We start from the raw sequence: 23,314 nt of genomic DNA, 5'->3' as shown, positions 1-23,314 counted from the left end.
GGCTACCCGGCGCGCGCGGTGGGGGGCGCCTCGAACGGGCGCGGCGGCGCGGCGCTCTCGTCAGCGGTGCGCCGCGCGCGCCGCTGCTCCTGGACGAGGTGCACCGCCTGGTCGAAGACGACCGCGACGAGGATGACGGCGCCGATGATGATGAAGGTCCAGTTCGGATCGAGGCGCCAGATGCGCCGCACGCCGTCGTCGCTGTAGCGGATCTGGAACATGTTGATGCCGTTGTCGATGACCCGCATGATGGCCGAGCCGATGAGGATCCCGAGCGCGCTGCCCTCGCCGCCGCGCAGCGAGCAGCCGCCGAGCACGACCGCGGCGATCGCGTAGAGCTCGTAGCCCATGCCGACCTGCTGGGACATCTGGCCGATGTAGGACGCGTAGCAGACGCCGGCGATGCCGCCCGTCGCCGACGAGATCACGTACGTGAGGACCTCGACCCGGCTCACGTCGATGCCGGAGTACTCGGCGGCCTCGCGGTTGCCGCCGATCGCGATCATGTAGCGCCCGAGCACGGTGGAGTGCAGGACGTAGGCGCCGGCCGCGAGGACGCCGAGGAAGATGACGAGCGGGTAGGGGATCAGCGCGTCGCCGCGGACGTGCAGGAGCCCGCCGTTCGCGAGGCGGAGGAACGGCGAGTCGCCGAAGCTCAGCGTGCCGCCCTCGGCCACCGACTGCGACACGCCGCGGACGAGCAGCATGCCGCCGAGCGTGACGACGAACGGCTGCAGCTTCAGCCGCGTGATGAGGAGCCCCTGCGCGAGCCCCACCAGCACGGCGGCGGAGAGCGCGACCGGCACGCCGACCCAGAGCGGGTACCCCAGGCACCCCATCCCGGACGACGAGAGCTTGGCGAGCAGGACGCCCGTGAGGCCGATGACCGAGCCGATCGACAGGTCGATGCCGCCGGTGATGATGACGAGCCCCATGCCCATGGCGAAGATGCCGAGCATCGAGATCTGCCGGGCGGTGTTGACGACGTTGGACTGCCCGAGGAAGTCGGGGTTCGAGATCCAGAGCCCCGCGCACATCAGGACGAGCACGAGGCCCATGCCCAGCTCACGCTTCATACCGTGACCTCGCCTCCCGCGGCGCCCGCGCTCCCCGTCATCAGCGCGGCGATGCGCTCCTGGGTCAGGCCCTCGCGCGGGAGCACGCCCGTGATCCGCCGCTCGTGCATGACGACGACGCGATCGCTCATGCCGAGGATCTCCTCCATGTCGGAGCTGACCATCAGCAGGGTCATCCCCTCGTCGACCAGCGCGGCCATGTGCCGGTAGATCTCGGCCTTGGTGCCCACGTCGATGCCGCGGGTCGGCTCGTCCAGGATGAGCACGCGGGGGCGCATCGACAGCCATTTCCCGAGGACGACCTTCTGCTGGTTGCCGCCGGAGAGGTTCACCGCCCGCTGGTCGAGCCCCTTCGCCTTGATGCGGAGCCGGCCCACCTCGTCCCGCGCGGCGCGGCGCTCGGCGTCGCGGCGGAGCCACCCGAAGCGGCTGAAGCGGGCGAGGCTCGGCAGCGACGTGTTCTCGACGAGGGTCATCGGGAGCACGAGCCCGCGCCGCTTGCGATCCTCGGGCGCGAGGCACACGCCGCGGTCGATGGCGTCGCGCGTCCCGCGCGGCAGGTAGGGCGCTCCCGCGAGCGTCATCGCGCCGCCGAGCGCCCGGGTCGCCCCGAAGATCGCCTGCATCAGCTCGGTGCGCCCCGCGCCGACGAGCCCCGCGAACCCGAGGATCTCCCCGCGGAGCGCGGTGAAGCTCACGCCCGCGGGGGCGCCGGCCACGAGCAGGTCGCGCACCTCGAGCGCGGGCTCGCGCGGCGGGCGCTCGCGCTTCTCCGGGAAATAGCGGCCGCTGAGCTCCCGCCCCACCATCATCGCGACGATCCTGTCGTGCGTCGCCTCGGCCCGCGGGACGTCGCCGACGTGCCTGCCGTCGCGCAGCACGGCGATCCGGTCGGCGAGGCGCAGCACGTCGTCCATGCGGTGCGAGATGTAGAGGATGCCGATCCCCTCGGCGCGGAGCTTCTCGACGATCGCGAAGAGCTCCCGCGACTCGGCCGCGGTGAGCGATGACGTCGGCTCGTCCATGAGGATGATGCGCGCGTTCACCGAGAGCGCCTTGGCGATCTCGACCATCTGCATCTGCCCCGCGGTGAGCGCCGAGACCGGCGTCGTGGGCGGCAGCGAGAGGCCGACGCGCCCCATCAGCGCCGCCGCCCCCGCGCGGAGCGCCTCGCGCCGGAGCGGCGCCAAGAGGCCGCTCGACCCCTCGTTGCCGAGGAAGATGTTCGCGGCGATGTCGAGGTTCGGCGCGAGCATCAGCTCCTGATGGATCAGCGCGACGCCGAGGCGCCTCCCGTCGCGGACCCCGCGCAGCGCGACGGGCGCGCCGTCGATGGCGATCTGCCCCTCGTCGGGGGCGAACGCCCCGCCGAGGATCTTCATCAGCGTGCTCTTGCCCGCGCCGTTCTCCCCCACGACCGCGAGCACCTCGCCGGCGCGCAGGGTGAGGGAGACGCCGGCGAGCGCGGTGACGCCCGGGAAGCGCTTGACGATCCCGCGCATCGCGAGCAGGGGCGGAGGCGCGGGGAGGGGCAGCGGAGCGGGGGCGAGCGTCATTGGCGGGAGGAGGCTCGAGGGCGGCGGGGCCGCCGCTCGCGCCGCCGGGGTCGCGCTACTTCTTCAGCTCGGCGAGCCTGGCCTTGAACGCCGCGACGTTCTGCTTGTCGATCACGTCGACGCCGGTGTCGACCATCTTGTTCGGGGGGATGGCGGCCATGGCCGCGTCGCCCTTGGTGGCGAGCTCGTGCATCCACTTGCTCGTGAGATAGCCGAACTGGAACGGCTTCTGTACGACGGTGCAGGCGACTGTGCCGTTCTCGATGCCGCTGAGCGTCGCGTCCTCTTCGTCGAACACGGCGGGGATGACCTTGCCCTTCTTCCCGAGCGCCTCGACGGCGGCGATGATGGCCGGCCCGTTGTACGACCAGAGGCCCGTCGCGACGTTGAGGTCCGGGTGGGCGTTGAGGATGTCCTCCACGTTCGCGCGTGCCTTGGCGCGATCCCCGTTGTCCTCGCGCTTGTCGACGATCTGGATGTCGTGGGGAGTGACCGCGTCCTGGATGCCCTTGAGGCGCTGGGTCGCGTTGTCGACGGCGAACATGCCGACGAAGACGGCCATCTTCCCGCCGTTCGGCAGGAGCTTCACGATCTCGTTGCCGAGCGCCTTGCCGGCCTCGTAGTTGTTCGTGCCGATGTACAGCAGCCGGTTCGACTTCGGTGCGTCGGAGTCGAACGTGATCAGCTTCGTCTTCTCGGCGACCTTGTTGAGCACGGGGACCTGATCGCTCGGCGCGAGGGCGGTCACGCCGACGGCATCGTAGCCCTGGCTGGCGAGGCTCTCGAGGATCTGGTTCTGCTCCTCGGGCGTGCTGTTCTGCGGCATCTTGATGTCGACTTGAATCTTGGCCTCCTGCTCGTACTTCCTGACGCCGGCGATCGCGATCTTCCAGAACTCGCTGGAGCCGCTCGTCACGAACGCGAGCTTGACGACCTTGGCCGTTTCCGGGCTGCCCTTGCTGCTGCCATCGCCGCTGACCCCGGCCGCGCCTCCCTGATCGCAGCCAGCGATCCACGCCATCGACAGCACGGCGAGCGCCGCACACGCGAGCTTCCAGAGATTCTGTTGATGCTTCACGTCAGCTCCCCTCGGTTCGTCCGCGACAAGCGCGCGTCGAGACGATGCCGCCGATCCGCGACATCGGTGATACCCCGAAGCGATGCTAGCGATTCGCCGCGACGATGTCGCGCCTCGTCTGGACGACCCAGGCGGAAACTTCGGGCCGACGCTCTCGGGCGCGGCAGGGAAGAGCCGTGCACGAGCCCGCCTGCCTTGCAGAACAGGCGATGACACAGCCCTCGATGTGCGGCGCATTACGGTGATTTCAGGCTGCACGTCACCTGCCTGTGAGGTCGCCGCTGGCGATGTGTTCGCGCGGTGGCGACGTGGTGCGCGCGAGGCGCACCGGGGGTCGTGTCGGGATGGCGCGGACACACGTGGCTGAATGGTGAGGGGGACGTTGCGGGGACACCGGATCCGCGCGGGAACGGCGCCACCGCGGAAGTCATGGTTGGATTCGCGCGGGAGAACCTCTAGAATGACCAGCCGTGTCATCTCCCAAGCAGTCGCAGAGCGCTTCTTTGTTCCTCTGCGTGACGTTCGTTCCGAACGAGCGGCTGGCCACCGCCGTCTTGCGGCTGGTGTCCAGCTTTTGCGGCCAGGTGCTGGACGACGCGAATGTGAGCTCGCGGTTCTACATGGCCGCGCACGAGCTCGCGGAGAACATCACGAAGTACTCCACCGGGCCTCGCGTCAGCCTCGAGCTCGCGCTGGAGGAGGACGAGAGCTCGCATATCATGAAGATCCGCGCGCGGAACGAGGCGTCCCCCGAGCGCCTGCGCGAGGTCGAGCGGCGGCTCATGGCGCTGAAGACCGCGAGCGACCCGGTGAAGCATTACGACGATCTCATCACCGAGACGGCGATGATCGACGGGATCTCGGGCCTCGGCCTCGCGCGCGTCCGGGCCGAGGGCGGGCTCGACATGGACTACACGATCGAGGGGAACGAGCTGACGATCATCGCGCACGCGCCGATCGAGCGATGGGGGGCGAGCGGGCAGGTCGGAGGTTGAGCCCGTCGCGCGCGGGCCGCCTGCTGCCCGACGGGCGGCGGCGCTGGGCCGCGCGCCGCAGCGGCAGCGCCGCGGGCCATCGGGCAGGCGAGCCGACCCACGTCGTGGGCTCGATCAGTGACAGGCCCTCTTGAGCCCGGTGTACATGACGTCTTGCTGGCAGAGGAGATTGCAGCTGCCGACCGGGCCTGGGTCGCCGCACGCGACCTCCTCCACCAGGTACACGTTGGATGCGTTCCGGCAGGCGCCGCCGCCCTCGCAGCTGACCGCGGGGATCTGCGGCTCCTCCTCGCCGCTGCAGTCATAATCGAAGCCGCCTCCGGGGCGGATGGGGGTGTCATAGAACGTGTTGGGCTGGTCGGGGTGGACCTGCGCGTGCCTGTCGTCGCAGTCGGTGCCGCCCTCGCACGCGATCGACGGATAGCCGTCGCCGTCTGCGTCGCAGTCGATCATCCCGCCGCCGCCCCCGCCGGAGCCCGACGTCGCCCCGCCGCTCCCGCCGGAGCCCGAGGCCGCCTCACCCCCACCGCCGCCGCCGGAGGCCGCCGCGCCCGCGCCGCCGCTCGCTACGCCCCCGCCGCCGCCCGCTGCGCCCGACGACGCGGTGGCGCCCGCGGTGCCGGCGCTCGAGCTCGCCGGCTCGGTGAAGACGACATCGGGAAAGCTGCACCCCGCGCTCAGCGCGGCAGTCGCGGCGGGCATGGCGACGAGCGCGAACCATCGATGACGCAAGGGCATCCCTCCATGGTCCTCATGATTCCTTCCCGCGTCAACCGTCCGTCGAGATGTCCGATGGTGCAGTGGCGCATAAGACGGAGTTTCCCCGAGCGGCGCCGCGTGTCCAGCGCCGCGCCGGACGAGCGCGAGCCCGCCGTCGGGGCCGCGTCGGGCCGCGTCGGGCCGCGTCGGGCCGCGTCGGCCTGTGCGCGCAAATCTTGCGAGCTCAACAATTTTTCGAAGGGCGGAATGCCATGGCCGCATCCACGCTCTGTCGGCTGATGAGGCCGACGCAGCGAGCCGTCGTATCGATTGTTTTCAGGAGGTTTCATGGTTCCCGGCCCATCTTGCTCCAGCCCGATGTCGCGCTCTCGAAGCCATTCTCCCGCCGCCACGACGCGGCGGTGGGCGCGCCGCGCCGCGCTCCTTGCGCTCGCGCTCCCCACGGTCTCCTGCGCGGCGGGTGATCCGATGGATGGCGAGCCGGACGGCGTCGCCGAGGCCGTCGGCGCCGACGCTCAGGCGCTCACGTTCCCGCTCGATCCCCGCAAGTCCCTCGTCGTCACGGACACGGACATCGTGTCTGCGTTCACGTTGCAGGACGTGCTGCAGCAGCTCGTCGACCAGGCCGACGTCCCCGGCCTCACGCCGCTGCAGGTGTTTCGTCAGATGTTCGACACGTACCGGAAGGCCGACGAGGGGCTCGCTCTCGGCCCGCATTGCGACGATGTCGTGCTCTCCAACCCCCCTCCGCCGACGCAAGGCATCTTCACCGAGAGCTTCGACGGGTCCATCAACGGCTTCCCGGTGATCTGCAGCCGGGCCGTCGGTCAAGAGGCGGACACCGACCCGTTCGCGGGGCCGCCGGAAGAGTCGCTCTACATGGCCACGACGCTCGTGAACCGCTTCGATCTCGCGGACCCGCTGGGATCCGATTGCGGCGAGCACCGCGTCGTGTTCGCGCGGCGGGGAGGGCACGCCCAGCTGAACGGCGGAATGCGCAGCTTCATCATCTTCGAGTCCAGGCTGCCCAACCCGACCCCCAGCCTGGGCCGCGAGGGCTGCCGCCCGGTCGTCGAGCTCTGGCGCGGCCTGTCGGATCCCGCGAAGAGCGTCGAGGAACGGAGGGCCGCGCTGCTGGACTTCTATTTCGACGGCCTCCCCGGCTTCTCGCCCGTCATCCACATCGACCGGTTCAGCGCGGGCAGCGGGCAGATCCGCGTCAACGACTTCCTGCGGCCTCCCCCCTTCTCGCAGGACGACTGGGCGCTCCGGGAGTTCAAGCTCTCGCACGACTGCACCGCCAGCGCCTGCCAGCTCCTCGTGGTGCCGCACCACGTCGACGACAACCCGTCCGCGCTGCTCTTCGACCCGGCCTCGACCGACCCTCGTGCGGCGAGCTTCCGGTCGTGGTTCGTCGACGACGCGGTGGAGGCGCTCGCCTCGTCGGGCGACATCAACCGGTTCGACTATCCGACGCTCGTGCCGGCCTCCTTCGGCGCCGGGGAAGCCCTCCTGATCACCGAGCAGAACAACTACCGGAACGCCGTCGGCAGCGGCCCCTCGGCCTTCAGGACCGCCATCCAGGAGAAGCTCACCGCCGCGGGCAGCCCGCTCTCGCCCGACCAGCTCCTCGCGCGCGCCCAGTCCATCTCCTGCTCCGGGTGTCACCTGGTCAAGAGCCAGGGCAGCGGCGCGAACAGCGACGTCGGCCTCTCCTCGCCGATCCCCGACAACACCTTTCTCTTCACCCACACCTCCGAGCAGACGGAGGAGATCCCCGGCGAGCCCGGCAGGACGCGCTTCCAGATCTCGAACCTGCTCGCCGACGAGTTCATCCCGTTCCGAGAGCAGGTGATGAACGACTTCCTCTTCGGCAATCCGGTCCTCGGGTTCGAGCGGTCCGGCCTGTGGACGTCGTCGCAGGCGCCGCTCTCGCTCGTCACCGGCTGGGTGACCGAGGGGATCCGGTCGCTCCGGGTCGGGACGCCGAGCGCCTGGAACCAGATCACGAGCGCGCCGTTCAGCACGGCGGGCATGACGCCGGTGGGCAACGAGCTGCGCCTCGACTTCTTCACCTCGGCGATCCAGCCCAATCCGTCGTGGGTCGGGACCGTTGTCGCGCTGATCTCGATCCCGTCCGCGGGCATCCACAACCAGTTCGTCGGGTCGGTCGGCCTCACCCCCCTCCCCAGGAACGCGTTCTCGCCCATCGCGTTCACGCTCGCCGCGCCCACCGTGGCCGCGCTGAACGCGTCGCCGAGCGACGTGTCGATCACGCTCGAGCTCGCCGTGAACCCCGGCTCGGGGCCCTACTTCCTGGACAACCTCCGCTTCACGAACTGACCGCGGCCGTCGCGGCGCGCCGCCCTCGGCGGCGGCGCGGCGCGGGCGTGGCGCTTCCCGTGAGCGGCTCGCCCTGGTAGGGTGGCCGCTCACGAGGGAGTACGCGCGGAGCGGCGCCTTTTGCGCGCGAGGAGGGGCGGATGGCGGATTCACCGAGCGAGGCTCGGGTCACCGAGGTGGCCGACGGCATCTACCAGCTCCACACCCCGGTGGGGGAGGGCAAAGCTGCGTTCTCGTTCAACCAGTATCTCCTGGTCGACGACGCGCCGCTGCTCTTCCACACCGGCCCGCGCCGCCTCTTCCCGGCGGTGCGCGCGGCGATCGCGCGGGTGATGCCGGTCGAGCGGCTGCGCTACGTGGCGTTTTCCCACTGCGAGTCGGACGAGTGCGGCGCCATGAACGAGCTGCTCGACGCCGCCCCGCAGGCGGCGCCGGTGTGCGGGCGGATCGCCGCGATGGTCGACGGGGACATGTTCGACCGCGCGCCGCGGGCGCTCAAGGACGGCGAGGTCCTCGAGCTCGGCCAGCGCCGGGTGCGCTGGCTCGACGCGCCCCACCTGCCGCACGGCTGGGAGTGCGGCTATCTGTTCGAGGAGTCCACCGCCACGCTGCTCTGCGGCGATCTCTTCACGCAGCCGGGCGCCGACCACCCGGCGCTCACGCGCGACGACATCCTCGAGCCGAGCGAGGCGATGCGCCGGGCGATGGATTACTACGCGCACGGCCCCGACGCGCCCCGGCTCCTCGAGAAGCTCGCGGCCACGTCTCCCCGCGTGCTCGCCTGCATGCACGGCCGGGCGTACGAGGGCGACGGGGCCGCGCTGCTGCGCGCGCTCTCGCGCTCGCTCGCCGCGGCGACGTGAGCGGCGCGCCGAGGCGCTGACGCCTCTTCTTGGTGTTCTTGGCGTCCTTGGCGGTTCGTTTCCGTTCGATCATCGTGATTGATCGGTGCTCTAGGATTGCTTCGGCGGTTCGTTCGGGCTCTATTCATGGGCGGGTCTCGCCGCAGGGCGTCCGCGACGTCGAAGTAGAGCTCTTCCGCCGGATCACACCCCTGTGGGAACGATACGACGAGGCCGGGTCTGAGAGCGATGGCAAAGACCTGGCGCCTTCGCTCGACTCCCGAAGCGCAGATCCGGCAGAAGCTCAGCAGGCCAGAGGCCGTTGGTGGAAGCGCCACGCAGATCGGGGGACCCTCAGGTCGAGCGAGCTCCTTGTTGAGCTTTGCAGACGGCTCGCCCCCCCCCAGTATCGAGCGCGCACGGCACGATGACGCCTCAGATCCGAGCTCGACGGGCCAAGGAGGAGATTGTCGTCTTCGACCACGACCGCAGATGCGATCTTCCTGAGCTCAGATTGGGCGATTCTGCCTATGGCGACCTAGACCATATCCTGCGCCGAGCTGAGCATCATCGGAACCCGCACGACCTGCAAGTATAGCAACGTTTGTCGCCTTCGCAGGGCATGATCTCAGACGCCGCGACCAGGGCCGGCGCCCTCAGCCGGGGCACGGCCCTGCGCATCCCTCGCCGCCGCAGTCGATGCCCGTCTCGTCGCCGTTCTTCACGCCGTCGCTGCAGGTGGGCGCCTCGCAGGCGCCGCTCCAGCACACGCCGCTCGTGCAGTCCGCGCCGGTCCTGCAGCCCCGGCCCGGCGGGTAGCGCGGGCACGACGTCGTGCCGCCGTCGACGCCGCTCTCGTCGCCGTTCTTCACGCCGTCGCGCCGGACAGCAGGGCGATGCACAGCGGGAGCGCGACGCGACGACGGGTGTTCCTGCGCACGGGAGCGGATCTCCTTGGGCGAGCCTCGGACCGGACGGAGCACGCCCGAGCCAGGCCTGCGGGCGACAGCCGCACGTACCAGAACAGGGCTGTCGGAAGGCCTGGGAGGCGCCGGGATGCGCGGGTGATGGTGCTGGCCACGCGCGTCGTGAGACGCATTCCGACGGCGCGATGAAAATTCTCAGCCGCAGAAGTACGTATCCTGACGATCTCGTCAGCGCCTGACTCGATGTTTGCCTGTGCGGGGCGGGAACTCGATGGCGCTCAGGGGCTGTCGGGCGCGGCGAGCGTTCAGATCGGCTCGGGCTCGGGCTCTGCCTGTGCCTTTCTCTTGGCGCTGGCCGTGCGGGCGCGCTGCTCGGCGCGGCGCACTTCATCGGCCGTGTCCTCGTACGGCGAGAGCAGCCGGTCGCGGAGGAGCGCGTGCCTCTCGTCCCTGTCGTCGTCGTACTCGGCGTGCACGTGGACCATGAGCGTGCCGTAGGCCTCGTGCCACGCCTCCACGGCCTTGATCGCCGGATCCGCGCTCTTCGCCTCGGTGACGCCGAGCTTCTGGCCGTACAGCTCGGTCCAGCGCCGCAGGCGGCCCGCCTCGGCCGAGAGCCCGAGCCGATCCACCGCCGCCTTCACGTCCTTGCGCTCGAGCGCCTTGATCATCGCGCTCATGCGCACCCATTGCTGGGAGTAGACGAGGCGGACGAAATCGATGCCCGACGAGAGCACCTCGGAGCGGACGAGCAGGGCGCCGCTGCGGCGCGCGGCCTCGTCCTCCGAGAGCGGCAGGATGCCATCGTGATCGAGCGCGCGCTCGACGCTATCGAGGACGCTGTTGAATGCGCGGGAGCGGACCCCCAAGCGCCATGTCGACGACTGGTAGTGGATAGACGCGACCCGTGATCGGGTCGACGGGATCGGCGCCGGGTCCGCTGGCTCGACGCGCCGCACCTGCCGCACGGCTGGGAGCACGGCTACCTGCTCGAGGAGTCCACCGCGACGCTGCGCTGCGGCGATCTTTCGACGCAGCCCGGCGCCGTCCACCCGGCGTTGACGCGCGACGACATCCTCGAGCTGAGCGAGGCCATGCGCCGCCCGCCCGCGGACCCGTCTTCGATGCGTGGATGAGCTGTTGAGCTAGCGTCGCTTTTCCGGGAGGCTGGGCGGATCGCGCAAGGCTTCATATGTCGCTCATGTCTGTAAGATGGGGCGGCCACCACGAGGAGCTTGAAATTCGGATCGCGTTTTGATTTCCTGGCCCCCCCAGCTTTCTCTAGCCCAGCGAGAGCGTGCCATGCCGGTCGCAAAGCTTATCGGTGTCCTTCCTTCATTCATGGGCCGTTCGCTTCGCCTCGCGGCGCCGCTCGCGGTCGTCGTGGCCGGCGGGTGCACGGGCGTCTTGGGTGGTAGCCCCCTGGACTCGACGGATCCGGCGATGGGTTCGGCGGCCGAGTGCGGCGCAGCCCCTGCGCTGGCCAAGCCGCGCATCTGGCGGTTGACCAAGAGCCAGCTCGCCAACACCTTGCGCGACGAGTTCGGCATCGAGCCCGCGGCGCTTTCGAACTTGCCGAGCGAGGCCCGGCTCGACGGCTTCGCCAACCAGGCCTCACAGCTGCGAATCGCGCCGCTCCTCGCGGAGGTGTACTTCGCGATCGGCGAAGAGCTCGGGGCGCACGCGCTGCAGAACCCCGACAAGTTCGGCATCGCGTGCGACGCCGCCACCTTGGCGCCTGGCACTTGCCTGGAGGGTTTCATCGCCACAACGGGGCGAAAGCTCTGGCGCCGCCCGCTCTCGGCGACGGAGGTCGCCGACTTCAGCGCGCTCTTCGCCAAGACGGCCGCGCAGGGCGCAGGTCCTGCCGGAGGCGTCACGAGCGTCGTGCAGGCGCTGTTCATGTCGCCGAGCAGCCTGCACCGCACCGAGCTCGGCACGGTGAAGGACACCGGAGCGGTGACACCGCTGACGGATCACGAGATCGCTTCGGCGCTCTCGTACATGCTCTGGGATAGCGCGCCGGATGCCGAGCTCACCGCGCTCGCAGATCAAGGGAAGCTGCGCGACCGTACAGTGCTCTTGGACCAGGCCAAGCGCCTGTTCGAGGCGCGCGACAAGGCGTCACCGGCCATGAACCACTTCTTCGAGCAGTGGCTGGAGCTCGAGAATCTCCCGAACGCGGTGAAAGACGCCGGCCTCTTTCCGATGGCGACGCCCGAGCTCAACGCCGATTTGAAAGAAGAGCTGCGCCTGTTCACGGACAGCGTGCTGTTCGACGCGGGGGCGGATCGTCGCTTCGACTCGCTGTTCACGAGCACGTACGCGTTCGTGAACGAGCGCACCGCCCCGCTCTACGGTTTGAGCGGGGTGACCGGCGACGCCATGGTGCGTCGCGAGCTCGATCCGGCGGAACGCCGAGGCATCTTGACGTCGCTGCCGTTCCTCTGGGGCCACGCGCACGCCCAGGATACGGCCCTCGTTGGGCGTGGCGCCTACGTCCGCGCAGAGATCCTGTGCCACCGCGTGCCGCTGCCGCCCGGCGGTGTTCCGAATCCTGGCAAGTTTGCCGAGCCGAACGCCACGGGTCGGCAAAGACTCGGCATTCATGCGAGTCCGGCCTGCGCCGCCTGCCACAAGCTGTTCGATGGCATCGGGTTCGCGCTCGAAAGCTACGATCCCATCGGTCGCTTCAGAACGACGGAGCACGGGCAGGAGATCGACGCGAGCGGCAGCCTGCCGCTGCCGAGCGAGGGGAACAAGGAACCCGGGATCGTGTTTTCCAACTTCGTGGAGCTGGTGGACGAGCTGGCGCAAAAGCCGGATGTCTACGGCTGCTTCGCCCAGCAGTTCGCCGCCTACGCTTCAGGTTACGATTTGCCGGAGCTCGACGCCTGTGAGAAGGAGCGCGTCGTGGACGAGTTTGCGCGCTCGCAGAACGCGATCGATCAGCTGGTGCTGAGCGTGATCGCATCGCCAAGCTTCATCGACCGGAAGAACTAGGAGCCCGCCATGCGCAACGTGAAGTTTTCCCGGCGTACGATGCTCCGTGGCCTCGGCTACGGAACCGTCTTCTGTTCTGGGCTGTTCGACAACGTCTACGCCCAGACCGCTCCGCGAATCACGCGCGTCGCCATGTTCGGCTACGCGAATGGCTCTCAGTATCAATCGGAGCCGACCGGAGGCGAAAAGGACTTCGTCCTCAAGCCGCACATGGCGCCGCTCGAAGCGGTGCGCAACGACATCCTGGTGTTCAAGAACCTGACGCTCGCACGCGACCCCGGTAACGCGCACCGCTCGGCGTCGTTCTCGGTGTTCGGCCTCGGCGCGCGGACCAGCATCGATCAGGAGTTCGCCAAGTTCCTCAAGGACACGACCCCGCTGGCATCGCTGGAGATCGCGGTCGGACAGACGTCCGGCGACGGCGGCGTCATCCCCGGACTGTCTCAGGTCGATGGCAGGTTCATCCCCAGCGTGAAAAACCCGCTGGCTGCGTATCAGCGCGTCGCCGACCGCATCAGCGGGGGCGCTCCCGCGCCGGGCAACGGCACGCCCATGAACACGCCGAGCGCCGCCGAGCAGGCGCTGCTCCGCCGCCAGAGCGTGCTCGACTTCATCAAGGAGGACGTCCAGTCCTTCCGCGGGCGCCTCGGGCCGGAGGAGGCTACCAAGATGGACTTCTACCTCGAGTCGCTGCGCACGCTCGAACGCGATGTCGGCGGCAGCATCCCCACAGACATGCCTTCGAACTCGTGCTCGAAGCTCGCGGCGCCGCTGCTGAGCAAGGACACCATGATGAACGATATGCCGGAGCACAGCCGGCTGTATCTCGACATCATGGCGATGGCTTTCGCCTGCAACGTCACTCGCGTGGCATCCATGATGTGGGGCGGTGGCGAAAACAACGAAGCCGTCAAGTTCGGTGACATCGATATCTCGGCCTGGCACTCCGTCTCGCACGGCGATCCGGACGGCGCTCCGGGACGACAGATCATTCGGCTCCAGGCATATTTCGCGCAGGAGTTCCGCTATTTCATCGAGAAGCTGAAGAGCTTCTCCGACGGCCAGTTCTCCCTGCTCGACAACACCGCAGCGGTCCTTTCGACCCAGAACGGCAGCAGCCAGCTGGGCTCCGCCCAGAACTTCGCCGAGACCGACCACCCTCCCCAGCACGCACCTTTCGTGGTCGCCGGCAGCTGTGGAGGCGCTTGGAAGACCGGGCGCCTGCTCGACGCCGGCGGGCGCAATCACAACGACGTTTATCTCAGCATCGCCCGGGCGATCGGCATGAATGTGACGTCGGTCGGCCGCGCCGCGTGGTGTAGAGGTCCGCTCATCACGTAGCTGGCGGGTGCCGGGCGGCGCCGCAGCGCTGACTGACCACGCGGCCGGTCCTCGCGGGCGGCGGCGTTCGCCTGCGCCATCAGGCGGGCGACCGCCTCCCGCGGCGCCTCGGCGCGGCCCTCCGCGGCGCCGGACAGCGGGGCGATGGACAGCGGGAGCGCGATGCCACGACGGGTGTTCCTGCACGCAACGTCAGGTCGAGAACCCCCAGGGCCTCACCGCGCGGCGCACCGTCCTCGTCGTCTCGGCGCCCGAGTAGACGTGCGCGTGGACATGGCCCTTGTGGCGCTCGCACCACAGGCTCGCTCCGCCGGTCCGGTTGCGCTCCGCGAGGCAGTCGGGGCAGGGCGGCTCGATCTCCGGAACACGCCACGAGTCGTCGTGGTGCTTGTCCCGGACCACGCACACCGGACACCCGGCGGTCCGCACCACGCGCTCGGCGACCGAGCCGAGCAGCACGCGCTTCACGCCGGTGCGCCCGTGCGTGCCCATCACGATGAGATCCGCGTCGACGTGCGCCGCGAGCCACACGATCTCCTGGGCCGGATCGCCCGTGAGCAGGTGCGTGACCACGCGCTCGACGTGCGCGGGCCGCGAGGGCACGGCGAACTCGTCGACGACGCTCTTCGCGAGCTCCTGGAGCCGGGCCGCGGCGTCCGCGGCGCTCGAGGTCTTGACGAGGCCCTGCAAGCCCAGCATCTCCCGGCGGCTGTCCGCCACCGCCACGACGTGCACCTCGCCGCCCGTCTCCTCGGCGTTCGCCAGCCACAGCGCCCGGAGCAGCACGCCCCGGCTCGCGGGCGAGAGATCCACCGCCGCCAGGACGTTGAACGGCCTCGTCGCGCTCGACGTGCTCGAAGAATTCGATTCCATGGCTTCCTCCCGTGACATGTCCTCGTTGGCTCGCGACCGAGTCGCAACGAGCGTGCCTCTCGCCGCCCCGCGCGCGGTCGCGCTCGGCACGGCGCGGGGAGAGCCCGGGACGCAGACGATGCGCTTCGCCGCGCACCCGCTGCGTGGACGATCGGAGGAGGGAGCGGCGGCGGCGAGCCCCGCGCCGCCCGCCCGGAGCGCTCAGCCGGCGGCCGAGCCGGCCTTCCGCTGCGCGCTGTCGCAGACCCAGCGGACCACGCCCGGGAGCACCCCCTGCGCGATCGCGCTCACGCGCGAGCCGACGTCGGGGTAAATCTCGAACCGCCCGCGCGCCATGCCGTCGGCCATGCTGCGCGCCACCGCGTCCGGCTCCAGCGTCTTCACGTTGCCCGCGATGGCCTTGGTCTCCGCGGGCTTGTACCGGTTCTCGAACGCGAGCTGCGGCGTGTCGGTGTCGGGCGGCATGCACACGCTCACCCGGACGCCGTGCGGCCACATCTCCGCGCGCAGCGCCTGCGAGAAGCCGATCAGCGCGAACTTGCTCGCGGCGTACGGCGTGTAGCCGTAGATGCCGATCACGCCCGCCAGCGACGAGACGTTGAGCACATGGCCGCTCCCGCGCGCCACCATCGCCGGCAGCACCGCCTTGCACAGGTGGACGGCGCCGAAGAAGTTCACGTCCATCATGCCGCGGAACTCCTCGACCGGCAGCTCGAGGAAGCGCCCCGGCATCACGGCGCCCGCGTTGTTCACGAGGTGATCGATCGGGCGCTCGGCGAGCAGCGGCTCCAGGGCGCGCGCGACGTCCTCCGCCCGGCCGACGTCGAGCTCCAGGACGTCGACCCGCGCCGACGGGTGCTCCCGCCGGATGCCCACCGCCGCCTCGTCGAGGAGGGCCCGGCGGCGCGCGACGAGCGTCACCGCCGCGCCGTAGCCCGCCACAAGCCGCGCGAACGACAGGCCGATGCCGCTCGAGCCGCCGGTCACGAGGACGCTCTTGCCCTGAAAGTAAGTTCGGGTGTCCATCGACGGCGGAACCTACCCCAGGAGAGCGTCAGGCGCGAGGCGCTCGTGCGGGCCCGCGCCGGAACGCCCCAGCGGGCGCGCCTCCGCCCCTTCAGAGCGTCCTTCAGCAGGCTCCCCGCGGCGGCGCCGATCGTCTCCGACCGGGCTTGTCGAGCTTCTTCTTTTGCTTCTTGGACAGCTTCGCCTTCATGCGCTTCAGCCCAGCACGCTGGATGCCATGCATTGGAGTCCAGGGAGCCGTCACGAAAGCGATGCTCCTCCGTGACGCGCGCCGCGCGGATAGGACGTTTTGCCCCGCTGTGGTGAAAATGACCGGTCAACCCCCCGGCGCGCCGCCCCGCCTGGGCGACAGGGCAGCGAGCGCGCGCCGGACGAGCCCGCGGGGCGAGGGCGCCTCCGGGGGAGCGCCCGGCGCCCGGGACCCGCGGGCGGGAGCACCACCCCGCACGGAACGGCGCGCGCCGCCCGTGCCCTCGGGGGGTGGCGTTTGCTATATTACAATGTCTGCGGTCGCGGTCGCCGGCGTGCTGCTGTGCCCAGCCGCTCCGGGCGGACCCGCTGGCGATCGGCGCCGAGTTCGTCTACTCACGTTGTAAGCAAGCTCATGCGAGATCTCAGGTAACACGGGGAGCCGAGATGCGCGTGGGAGACGTCATCGACCGTCGCTTCCGGCTCGAGCGCCTCGCCAGCTCCGGCGGGATGGGCGACGTCTACCGCGCCATCGATCTGGGCACGAACGAGCCGGTCGCGCTCAAGGTCCTGCAGCGCCGCGGGCTCCAGGAGGCGATCCGGTTCGCGCGCGAGGCGGAGGCGCTCGAGGCGCTCACCGCGCTGCGGCACCCGGGCATCGTGCGCTACGTCGCGCACGGCGCGACCGACGCGGGGCAGCCCTACCTCGCCATGGAGTGGCTCGCCGGCGAGACGCTGACCGAGCGCCTCGCCAGGAGGTCGCTCTCCGTCCGCGAGACCCTCGCGCTCGCCTCCAGGGTCGCCTCGACGCTCGGCGTCGTCCACCGCGCCGGCATCGTCCACCGCGACCTCAAGCCGAGCAACCTGCTCCTCGTGGGCGGCGCCGTCGAGGGGGTCACCCTCATCGACTTCGGCGTGGTGCGCCTCGGCGCCATCGACCGGCACCTCACCATGCCGGGCACGATGCTCGGCACCCCGGGCTACATGGCGCCCGAGCAGGCCCGCAGCGAGCCGAACATCGACACCCGCGCCGACGTCTTCTCGCTCGGCTGCGTGCTCTTCAAGTGCCTCACCGGGCGCTCGGCGTTCCAGGGCGCCGACGGGCTCTCGGTGCTCATCAAGGTCATCCTCGAGGACCCGCCGCGGCTCCGCGAGCTCCGCGGCGACATCCCCGAGGCGCTCGACGACCTCGTCGCGCGCATGCTCGCGAAGCCGCCGAACGAGCGGCCCAGGGACGGCGACGCGGTCGCGGCCGAGCTCCTCGAGCTCGACGACCTCGGCGCGGGCGCCGTGAGCAGCCGCCCGTCGAACACCCTGCGCGGGAGCGAGATCACCACGAACGAGCGCAAGATGATGTGCCTCGTGCTCGCGCGCGACGTGACCGGCGACGCCGAGGCGACGCGCTCCCAGGAGGAGGACCTGGAGCGCAGCAAGGCGCTCATCGCCGTGGCCGAGCGCTACCAGGGCGAGCTCGAGATCCTGGAGTCGCGCTCCCCGCTCATCGTGCTCTCCGCCGGCGGGGCGCCGACCGACCTCGCGGCCCAGGCCGCGCGCTGCGCGCTCGCCCTGAACGCGCTGCTCGGCTGCGTCCCGGTCGCGCTCGTGACCGGACGCGCCGAGATCTCCTCGCGGCTGCCGGTCGGCGAGCTCATCGACCGCGCCGTCCACCTCCTGCCGCCGGCCCACGCCCCCGCCGGCGCGGACGCCGTCCGCATGGACGAGGTGACCGCGGGGCTGCTCGGCTCCCGGTTCGACATCACCCGCGACAAGAGCGGCCTCCGCCTGCACGGCGAGCGCGAGGCGCTCGCCACGACGCCGCCGCTGCTCGGCAAGCCGACGCCGTGCGTCGGGCGCGACCGCGAGCTCGCCCTGCTCGAGGCCGCGTTCGCGCACTGCGTCGAGGAGTCGACGCCGAGCGCCGTGCTCGTGACCGCGCCCGCGGGCGCCGGCAAGTCCCGCCTCCGCACCGAGCTGCTCCGCCGCCTCCGCGACCGCGGCGAGGAGATGGAGGTGTGGATCGGGCGCGGCGACCCCATGAGCGCCGGCTCGGCCTTCGGCCTGCTCGCGTCGGCGCTCCGGCGCACGATCGGCCTGTTCGACGGCGAGCCGGTCGAGGCGCGGCAGCACAAGATCCGCGCGCGCGTCGCGCGGTACGGCCGGGGCGAGTCCCCGCGCACCGCGGCGTTCCTCGGGGAGCTCATGGGCGTGCCGTTCCCCGACGGCGACAGCGTGCAGCTCATGGCGGCGCGGCGGAACCCCGTGCTGATGAGCGACCAGATCCGCCTCGCCTGGGAGGAGCTCGTGCGCGCCGAGTGCTCGGCGCGGCCGGTGCTGCTCGTGCTCGAGGACCTGCACTGGGGCGACCTGCCGAGCGTGATGCTCGTCGACTCGGCGCTGCGCAACCTCGGCGATCAGCGGCTGATGGTGCTCGCGCTCGGCCGGCCCGAGGTGCGCGAGCTCTTCCCGAAGCTCTGGGCGGGGCGCGGCGTGCACGAGGTGCAGCTCTCGGGGCTGCCGCGCCGCGCCAGCGAGCGGCTCGTGCGCCAGGTGCTCGGCGAGGACGTCGCGCCGGAGCTGCTCACGATGATCGTCGACCGCGCCGACGGCAACGCGTTCTACCTGGAGGAGCAGCTCCGCGCGGTCGCCGACGGCAAGGGCGCCGACCTGCCCGAGACGGTGCTGGCGATGGTGCAGGCGCGCATCGAGGCGCTCGACATCGAGGCGCGGCGCGTGCTGCGGGCGGCGAGCATCTTCGGGCAGACGTTCTGGCAGGGCGGCGTCTCGGCGCTCGTGGGCGGGGCGCAGGTGGCGCCGAAGCTGGTCGAGCTGGAGCAGCGCGAGGTGATCGCGCGGCGCGGCGAGGGGAGCCTCCCCGGCGAGGTCGAGTACAGCTTCCAGCACGCGATCGTCCGGGAGGCGGCCTACGGGATGCTGACCGAGGGCGATCGGCGGCTCGGGCACCGGCTGGCGGGCGAGTGGCTCTCGCGCGTGGGCGCGGCGGACGCGATGGCGCTCGGCGAGCACTTCGAGCGCGGCGGCGAGCTGTCGCGGGCGGCGGCCGCCTACTGCCGCGCGGCCGAGCAGGCGCTCCGGGCGCAGGACCTCGCCGCCGCCGTCGAGCGCGCCGAGCGCGGGGTCGCGTGCGGCCCGACGGCGCAGACGCTGGGCGCGCTGCGCCTCGTGGAGGCCGAGGCGCACGTCTGGCGGGGGGAGCTCGCGCTCGCGGAGCAGCGCGGCGTCGAGGCGGTGGACCGGCTGCCGGCCGGCTCGGCGCCGTGGTTCTCGGCGATCAAGCAGGTGGCGGTCGCCGCGGGCAAGCTCGGCGGCTTCGAGCGGGTCGAGCGCTGGATGGGCGTGGCGCAGGCCGCCGAGGCGGAGGCGGAGGGCGCGCTCGTGGAGAAGCACATGTGCCTCGGCGAGGGCGCGCTCCTGCTCGTGTTCGGGGGGCGCTACGCGTTCGCGGACGCGCTGATCGAGGCGGTCGAGGGCGACGGGACCGACCTCGCCGAGCGGGAGGTCGAGGTGGAGGCGCGGCTGCACGAGGTGCGGTCGATCCGGGCGCTCGTGAACGGCGACCCCGGCGCCTGCCTGAGGGGCCTGTCGTCGGCGCTCGCGGCGTTCGAGCGGGCGGGCGACCGCGGCAACGCCTGCGCGGTCCGCATGAACGTGGGCTACATGCACGCGGAGCTCGGGGATTTCGCGGGCGCGGAGGAGGTGCTGCGCAGCGCCCTCGCGGCCGCGGAGCGGATGGGGCTGCACGAGCTGGCGGCGGCGACGCTGAGCAACCTGGGTCACGTGCTCGGCTACCGGGGGCGCATCGACGAGGCGCAGCGGACCGAGCGGGAGGCGATCGCGCTGTCGCAGCGGCTCGGGGATCCGCGCCAGGAGGGGAGCGCGCGGACGTACCTCGCGCGGATCGCGCTGATCGCCCGGGATTACGAGGCGGCGGAGCGGGAGGCGCGGACGGCGGCGGAGATCTTGCAGAGCGCGCCGCCGCTGCGCGCGGCGGCGGTGGCGGCGCGGGCGCGGGCGCTCCTCGGCCTGGGGAGGTACGACGAGGGGCTCTCGGCGGCGGGGGAGGCGTTCTCGATGCTGGAGGCGATCGGGGCGATCGAGGAGGGGGAGTCCGCGGTGCGGCTCGTCTACGCCGAGGCGCTGGAGGCGAACGGGATGGAGGCGGACTGCGCGGCGGTGATCGCGGCGGCGCGAGAGAGGTTGCTGGAGAGGGCGGGGAAGATCAGCGATCCGGTGTGGCGGGAGAGGTTCCTCACCGTGCCGGACAATCAGAAGACGCTCGCGATGGCGGAGCGGTGGGTGGGGTAGGGAAGAGTTCGCGTGCTCCTCGTGGAGCACCGGGAGAGAGGTGAGACTCGATATGACGAATGCGCTCGCCAAGTCGACGCGTCCTCGCCACCTCGTGGCGAAGCTCCTCGAGCAGCCGGATCTCGTGCGGCTCGTGCAGGGTCTGGAGGCCCCGGTCCTCACCCGGCTGATCCACCACATCGGCCTGGAGGACGCGGGGGAGATCGTCGCGCTCGCGACGACCGAGCAGCTCAAGGGGATCTTCGACGAGGACCTGTGGCGCAGCGAGCGCCCGGGCAAGGACGAGGCGTTCGACGCGGATCGGTTCGCCCTGTGGCTCGAGGTCATGCTCGAGGCCGGCGAGGCGTTCGCGGCGCGGAAGATCGCCGAGCTCGACGAGGATCTCGTCACGCTGGCGCTGTGCAAGCACGTCCTCGTGATCGACATCGACGGGCTCAGCGTGCAGATGTCGAGCTCGGAGCGCTCGGACGACGACGATCTCGTGGAGAAGGCGCTCGAGAGCTGCCTGTATCAAGAGTTCGAGGAGTTCCGCGTCATCGCCAAGGATCACCGGAGCTGGGATTCCATCCTCCTGGTCCTGGTCGAGCTCGACAGGGAGCACCACGCGCTCCTGCGGGCGCTGCTCGAGCGGTGCTGCGCCATCTCCACCGAGGTCATCGAGGAGTCCGGCGGGCTCTACGACGTCCTCACCTCCGAGGAGATGCTGGAGTCCGACGTCGCCGCGGACCGGGAGGACCGGCGCGAGCAAGAGGGGTTCGTCGCGCCGTCCGCGGCCGTGAGCTTCCTCAACCTGGCGCGGGTCACGCCGCTCGACGAGATCCTCGGGGCCCGGGCGTACGATGCCGTCACGCGCGCGCATTTCCGGGCGGCGGCGGCGAAGGCGCGGCCCCCCGCCGCGGCGCCCCGGCGGCCGGTCTCCGGCGAGGAGAAGGGCGCGCCGGCCGCGGAGGACCTCCAGAGCTTCCTCGAGGTGCTGCGCGAGGCGGACATCGTGGCGCCCGCGGCCGATGCGCGGCTCCTCACGGCCGGCGAGCGGCGCGAGGGGGAAGACCTGCTGTTCACGTCGGCGATCCGCGAGGTGATGGCGCGGGACGCGGAGCTCTACGGGAAGCGGCTCCTGGAGCTGAGCTATCTCGTGAACGTCCTCATCTCCGGGTGCAGCCACGACGGCCGCGCGTTCCGGCCGTTCGAGGCGGCCGAGGCCGTGCTCTGCACCTGCAGCCTCGGGCTCGAGCGCCTCCTCGGAGAGCGCGCGGGGCGCAAGAGGCCGGGCCCGGACGAGCTCGCGTCGGCGATGACCGAGCATGACGCGGTGAAGATGTTCATGGCCGGGTGGAACCTCCTGCACCACGAGGTGCTGCTCCAGGCCGCCGGCGCGCTCCGGAAGGCGCTGGCCGGGCTGATCGCCGACCAGCCCGACGCGCAGGCGGCCCGGGCGATCGAGCGCGTGGCCGCCGGGCTCGCGGCGGACGTCGACGCGGGCAAGCCGTGGCGCTCGCGCGGCAAGCTCGATCGGATCGAGCGCGCGCTCGGGGCCGAGGCGACGGCGGCCTACCGCGCGCTCCTGGACGAGCTCCCGACGCTGCCCGACAGCGCGGTCGAGGCGGCGCGGGCGAGCGGCGCGCAGCGCTCGCGGTTCGTCTCGAGCGCCGCGCAGATCCGGGCCATCCAGGCGATGCTGACGCGGCCGGAGGGGAGCGGCGCGACGGCCGCCCCGCGCGCGGCCGGCCCTGCTGGGCGTGGGGCAAAGGCCGCCCCGCGCGCGGCCGGCGCCGCTGCGCCCGCCAAGGCGCGCAAGCGCGCGCAGCCCGGCGCGGGCCGCCGGAAGTAGCGGATCGGGCCACCGCCGCGCCGCCGCCCGGCCGGGGGAGGCGGCGCGCGATCAGCCCTCGCGCGGGGGCGCCTCGGGCAGGCCGCCGTTCTTGCGGAGCGTGGCGATGAGGCGGTCCAGCGCCTCGCGGTAGCCCTTCTGGACCGCGGCGATGCGCTCCTCCATCGTCGCGTCGATCTCCTTCACCTGGGTCGCGGACGAGTCGAGCATCGCCTTGCTGCGCCCGAGCTCCTCGATGCGCCGGTCCGACGCCTTCTTCTCCTCGTCGGTGCGCCGGCCCGACGACTGGAACGCGCGCTCCGCGGCCACGGCCTCGTCGATCGAGGCCTTGATCGCCTCGATCTCCTCGAGCATCCGGCGGAGCCGGAGCTTGTGCTCGACCATGTCGATGTGGACGGTGTAGCTCGCGAAGCTCACGGCGTCGGCCTGCCGCTCGAGCGTCGCCGCGTTCTCCTTGCCGAGCGAGGCGCGGTGGCGCTCGATGGTGCGATGCGCCTCGTTGCGATCGCGGACGTACTTCTCGAGCTGGCGCGCGACGCCCTCCTCGAGCGCGTGCGCGGTGGCGCCGGTGACGTCGGCGTCGCACCCCTTCTGCTTGACGACGTACTGCGCGGCGCCGCTCACCTTGCGGGTGAGCTCGTCCTGGTTTTCGTTGAAGAACTCCATGGCGCCGTTCACGACGCGCAGGCGCTCGACGTAGTCGTAGCTCCGGCCCGCCGCGTCCGCCTGCTCGATGACCTCGACGGCCACCTTCCAGTCCGGCTTCTTGAGCTCGTCCGGGTAGCCCTTGAACTGGCCGGTGGCGCGCTTCGCGAGGTCCTCGCGCTCGCTGAACGACGTGGCCGTGGCCTGGAGCTCGGCCGGGTAACGCTCGGCATAGCCGCTCTGGCGGGCCGACGAGGCGATCTCGGGCTCCGGCTTGGGGGCGCTGCAACCGAGCGCGAAGAGGTGGCCGGCCAGGAAGAGCGCGCCGGCGACGAGGCGGGGTCGGTTCATGGGCGCAGGCGTATAGCCCAACTCCGCCCCCGGAGGGCGCGCTCCGCGCAGCCCGCGCGGCGGCTCGGCGCGCCCGAGATGCGATGTGTCATGTGGTGTGGGTCGCGCGGGGTCAGGTGTGCGTTCGCCGGGGCTCGCGGGGCGGATCGGGCGATTGCGCTCGCGTGACGGGGCGCAACGCACCTGGAGCGACGGA

Annotated in this window: 16 protein-coding genes; 7 read left to right on the top strand and 9 right to left on the bottom strand. The window is 71.2% G+C overall.

What is annotated here, in order from left to right; all coding sequences use genetic code 11:
* Positions 1-2 precede the first annotated feature (2 nt).
* The 3 genes from NQZ70_RS29345 to NQZ70_RS29335 are packed head-to-tail and all read right to left on the bottom strand — an operon-like array spanning position 3 to position 3,710.
* On the bottom strand, positions 3-1,076 hold the full coding sequence (locus NQZ70_RS29345) for an ABC transporter permease (RefSeq protein ID WP_129577163.1): 1,074 nt from the start codon (positions 1,074-1,076) through the stop codon (positions 3-5).
* Positions 1,073-2,632 carry a sugar ABC transporter ATP-binding protein gene (locus NQZ70_RS29340; protein WP_129577162.1) on the bottom strand — a complete coding sequence of 520 codons (1,560 nt, stop codon included), beginning with the start codon at positions 2,630-2,632 and terminating at the stop codon, positions 1,073-1,075. Before NQZ70_RS29340 ends, NQZ70_RS29345 begins: the two co-directional genes overlap by 4 nt.
* A gap of 55 nt (positions 2,633-2,687) precedes the next feature.
* Positions 2,688-3,710: a sugar-binding protein gene (locus NQZ70_RS29335; protein ID WP_165374224.1), complete on the bottom strand. Its 1,023-nt coding sequence runs from the start codon at positions 3,708-3,710 to the stop codon at positions 2,688-2,690.
* A gap of 470 nt (positions 3,711-4,180) precedes the next feature.
* On the opposite strand from NQZ70_RS29335, the gene NQZ70_RS29330 reads away from it, so the two are divergent.
* A complete protein-coding gene (locus NQZ70_RS29330) occupies positions 4,181-4,705 on the top strand; it encodes a hypothetical protein (protein ID WP_129577160.1) in 525 nt (174 codons plus the stop codon).
* Between the two features lie 114 nt (positions 4,706-4,819).
* Here NQZ70_RS29330 and NQZ70_RS29325 read toward each other — a convergent pair whose 3' ends face one another.
* On the bottom strand, positions 4,820-5,443 hold the full coding sequence (locus tag NQZ70_RS29325; RefSeq protein ID WP_207217508.1) for a hypothetical protein: 624 nt from the start codon (positions 5,441-5,443) through the stop codon (positions 4,820-4,822).
* A gap of 339 nt (positions 5,444-5,782) precedes the next feature.
* Here NQZ70_RS29325 and NQZ70_RS29320 point away from each other — a divergent pair, with 339 nt between their 5' ends.
* Positions 5,783-7,768, top strand: a complete 1,986-nt coding sequence (locus tag NQZ70_RS29320; RefSeq protein ID WP_272825960.1) for a hypothetical protein — start codon at positions 5,783-5,785, stop codon at positions 7,766-7,768.
* A 140-nt stretch (positions 7,769-7,908) separates the two neighbouring features.
* A complete protein-coding gene (locus tag NQZ70_RS29315; protein WP_129577158.1) occupies positions 7,909-8,631 on the top strand; it encodes an MBL fold metallo-hydrolase in 723 nt (240 codons plus the stop codon).
* 635 nt (positions 8,632-9,266) lie between these two features.
* Here NQZ70_RS29315 and NQZ70_RS29310 read toward each other — a convergent pair.
* Positions 9,267-9,512 (bottom strand): hypothetical protein, encoded by a 246-nt coding sequence (locus NQZ70_RS29310; RefSeq protein WP_237244154.1) that lies wholly within the window; start codon positions 9,510-9,512, stop codon positions 9,267-9,269.
* A gap of 329 nt (positions 9,513-9,841) precedes the next feature.
* A complete protein-coding gene (locus tag NQZ70_RS29305) occupies positions 9,842-10,516 on the bottom strand; it encodes a phosphoenolpyruvate--protein phosphotransferase (protein WP_237244153.1) in 675 nt (224 codons plus the stop codon).
* 274 nt (positions 10,517-10,790) lie between these two features.
* Here NQZ70_RS29305 and NQZ70_RS29300 point away from each other — a divergent pair, with 274 nt between their 5' ends.
* Positions 10,791-12,539: a DUF1592 domain-containing protein gene (locus tag NQZ70_RS29300; RefSeq protein ID WP_237244152.1), complete on the top strand. Its 1,749-nt coding sequence runs from the start codon at positions 10,791-10,793 to the stop codon at positions 12,537-12,539.
* A 9-nt stretch (positions 12,540-12,548) separates the two neighbouring features.
* A complete protein-coding gene (locus tag NQZ70_RS29295; RefSeq protein ID WP_165374222.1) occupies positions 12,549-13,880 on the top strand; it encodes a DUF1552 domain-containing protein in 1,332 nt (443 codons plus the stop codon).
* Between the two features lie 192 nt (positions 13,881-14,072).
* Here NQZ70_RS29295 and NQZ70_RS29290 read toward each other — a convergent pair whose 3' ends face one another.
* Together NQZ70_RS29290 and NQZ70_RS29285 are read right to left on the bottom strand one after the other, a co-directional pair.
* On the bottom strand, positions 14,073-14,753 hold the full coding sequence (locus NQZ70_RS29290) for a universal stress protein (protein WP_165374221.1): 681 nt from the start codon (positions 14,751-14,753) through the stop codon (positions 14,073-14,075).
* 201 nt (positions 14,754-14,954) lie between these two features.
* Positions 14,955-15,779: an SDR family oxidoreductase gene (locus tag NQZ70_RS29285; protein WP_129577156.1), complete on the bottom strand. Its 825-nt coding sequence runs from the start codon at positions 15,777-15,779 to the stop codon at positions 14,955-14,957.
* 636 nt (positions 15,780-16,415) lie between these two features.
* On the opposite strand from NQZ70_RS29285, the gene NQZ70_RS29280 reads away from it, so the two are divergent.
* Complete coding sequence (locus NQZ70_RS29280) at positions 16,416-20,291, top strand: serine/threonine-protein kinase PknK (RefSeq protein ID WP_129577155.1); 3,876 nt, start codon at positions 16,416-16,418, stop codon at positions 20,289-20,291.
* A 52-nt stretch (positions 20,292-20,343) separates the two neighbouring features.
* The gene (locus tag NQZ70_RS29275; protein ID WP_129577154.1) at positions 20,344-22,122 is read left to right on the top strand and encodes a DUF6178 family protein; all 1,779 of its coding nucleotides are present in this window, start codon (positions 20,344-20,346) and stop codon (positions 22,120-22,122) included.
* Positions 22,123-22,173: 51 nt separating this feature from the next.
* Here NQZ70_RS29275 and NQZ70_RS29270 read toward each other — a convergent pair whose 3' ends face one another.
* Positions 22,174-23,118, bottom strand: coding sequence for a hypothetical protein (locus NQZ70_RS29270; protein ID WP_129577153.1), 945 nt, complete (start codon positions 23,116-23,118; stop codon positions 22,174-22,176).
* Positions 23,119-23,314 lie beyond the last annotated feature (196 nt).

Source organism: Sorangium sp. So ce836 (genome assembly GCF_028553905.1).
In the GTDB taxonomy this organism is placed as follows: Bacteria; Myxococcota_A; Polyangia; order Polyangiales; family Polyangiaceae; genus Sorangium; species Sorangium cellulosum_D.
This window is presented reverse-complemented; position numbering and strand designations above follow the sequence as displayed.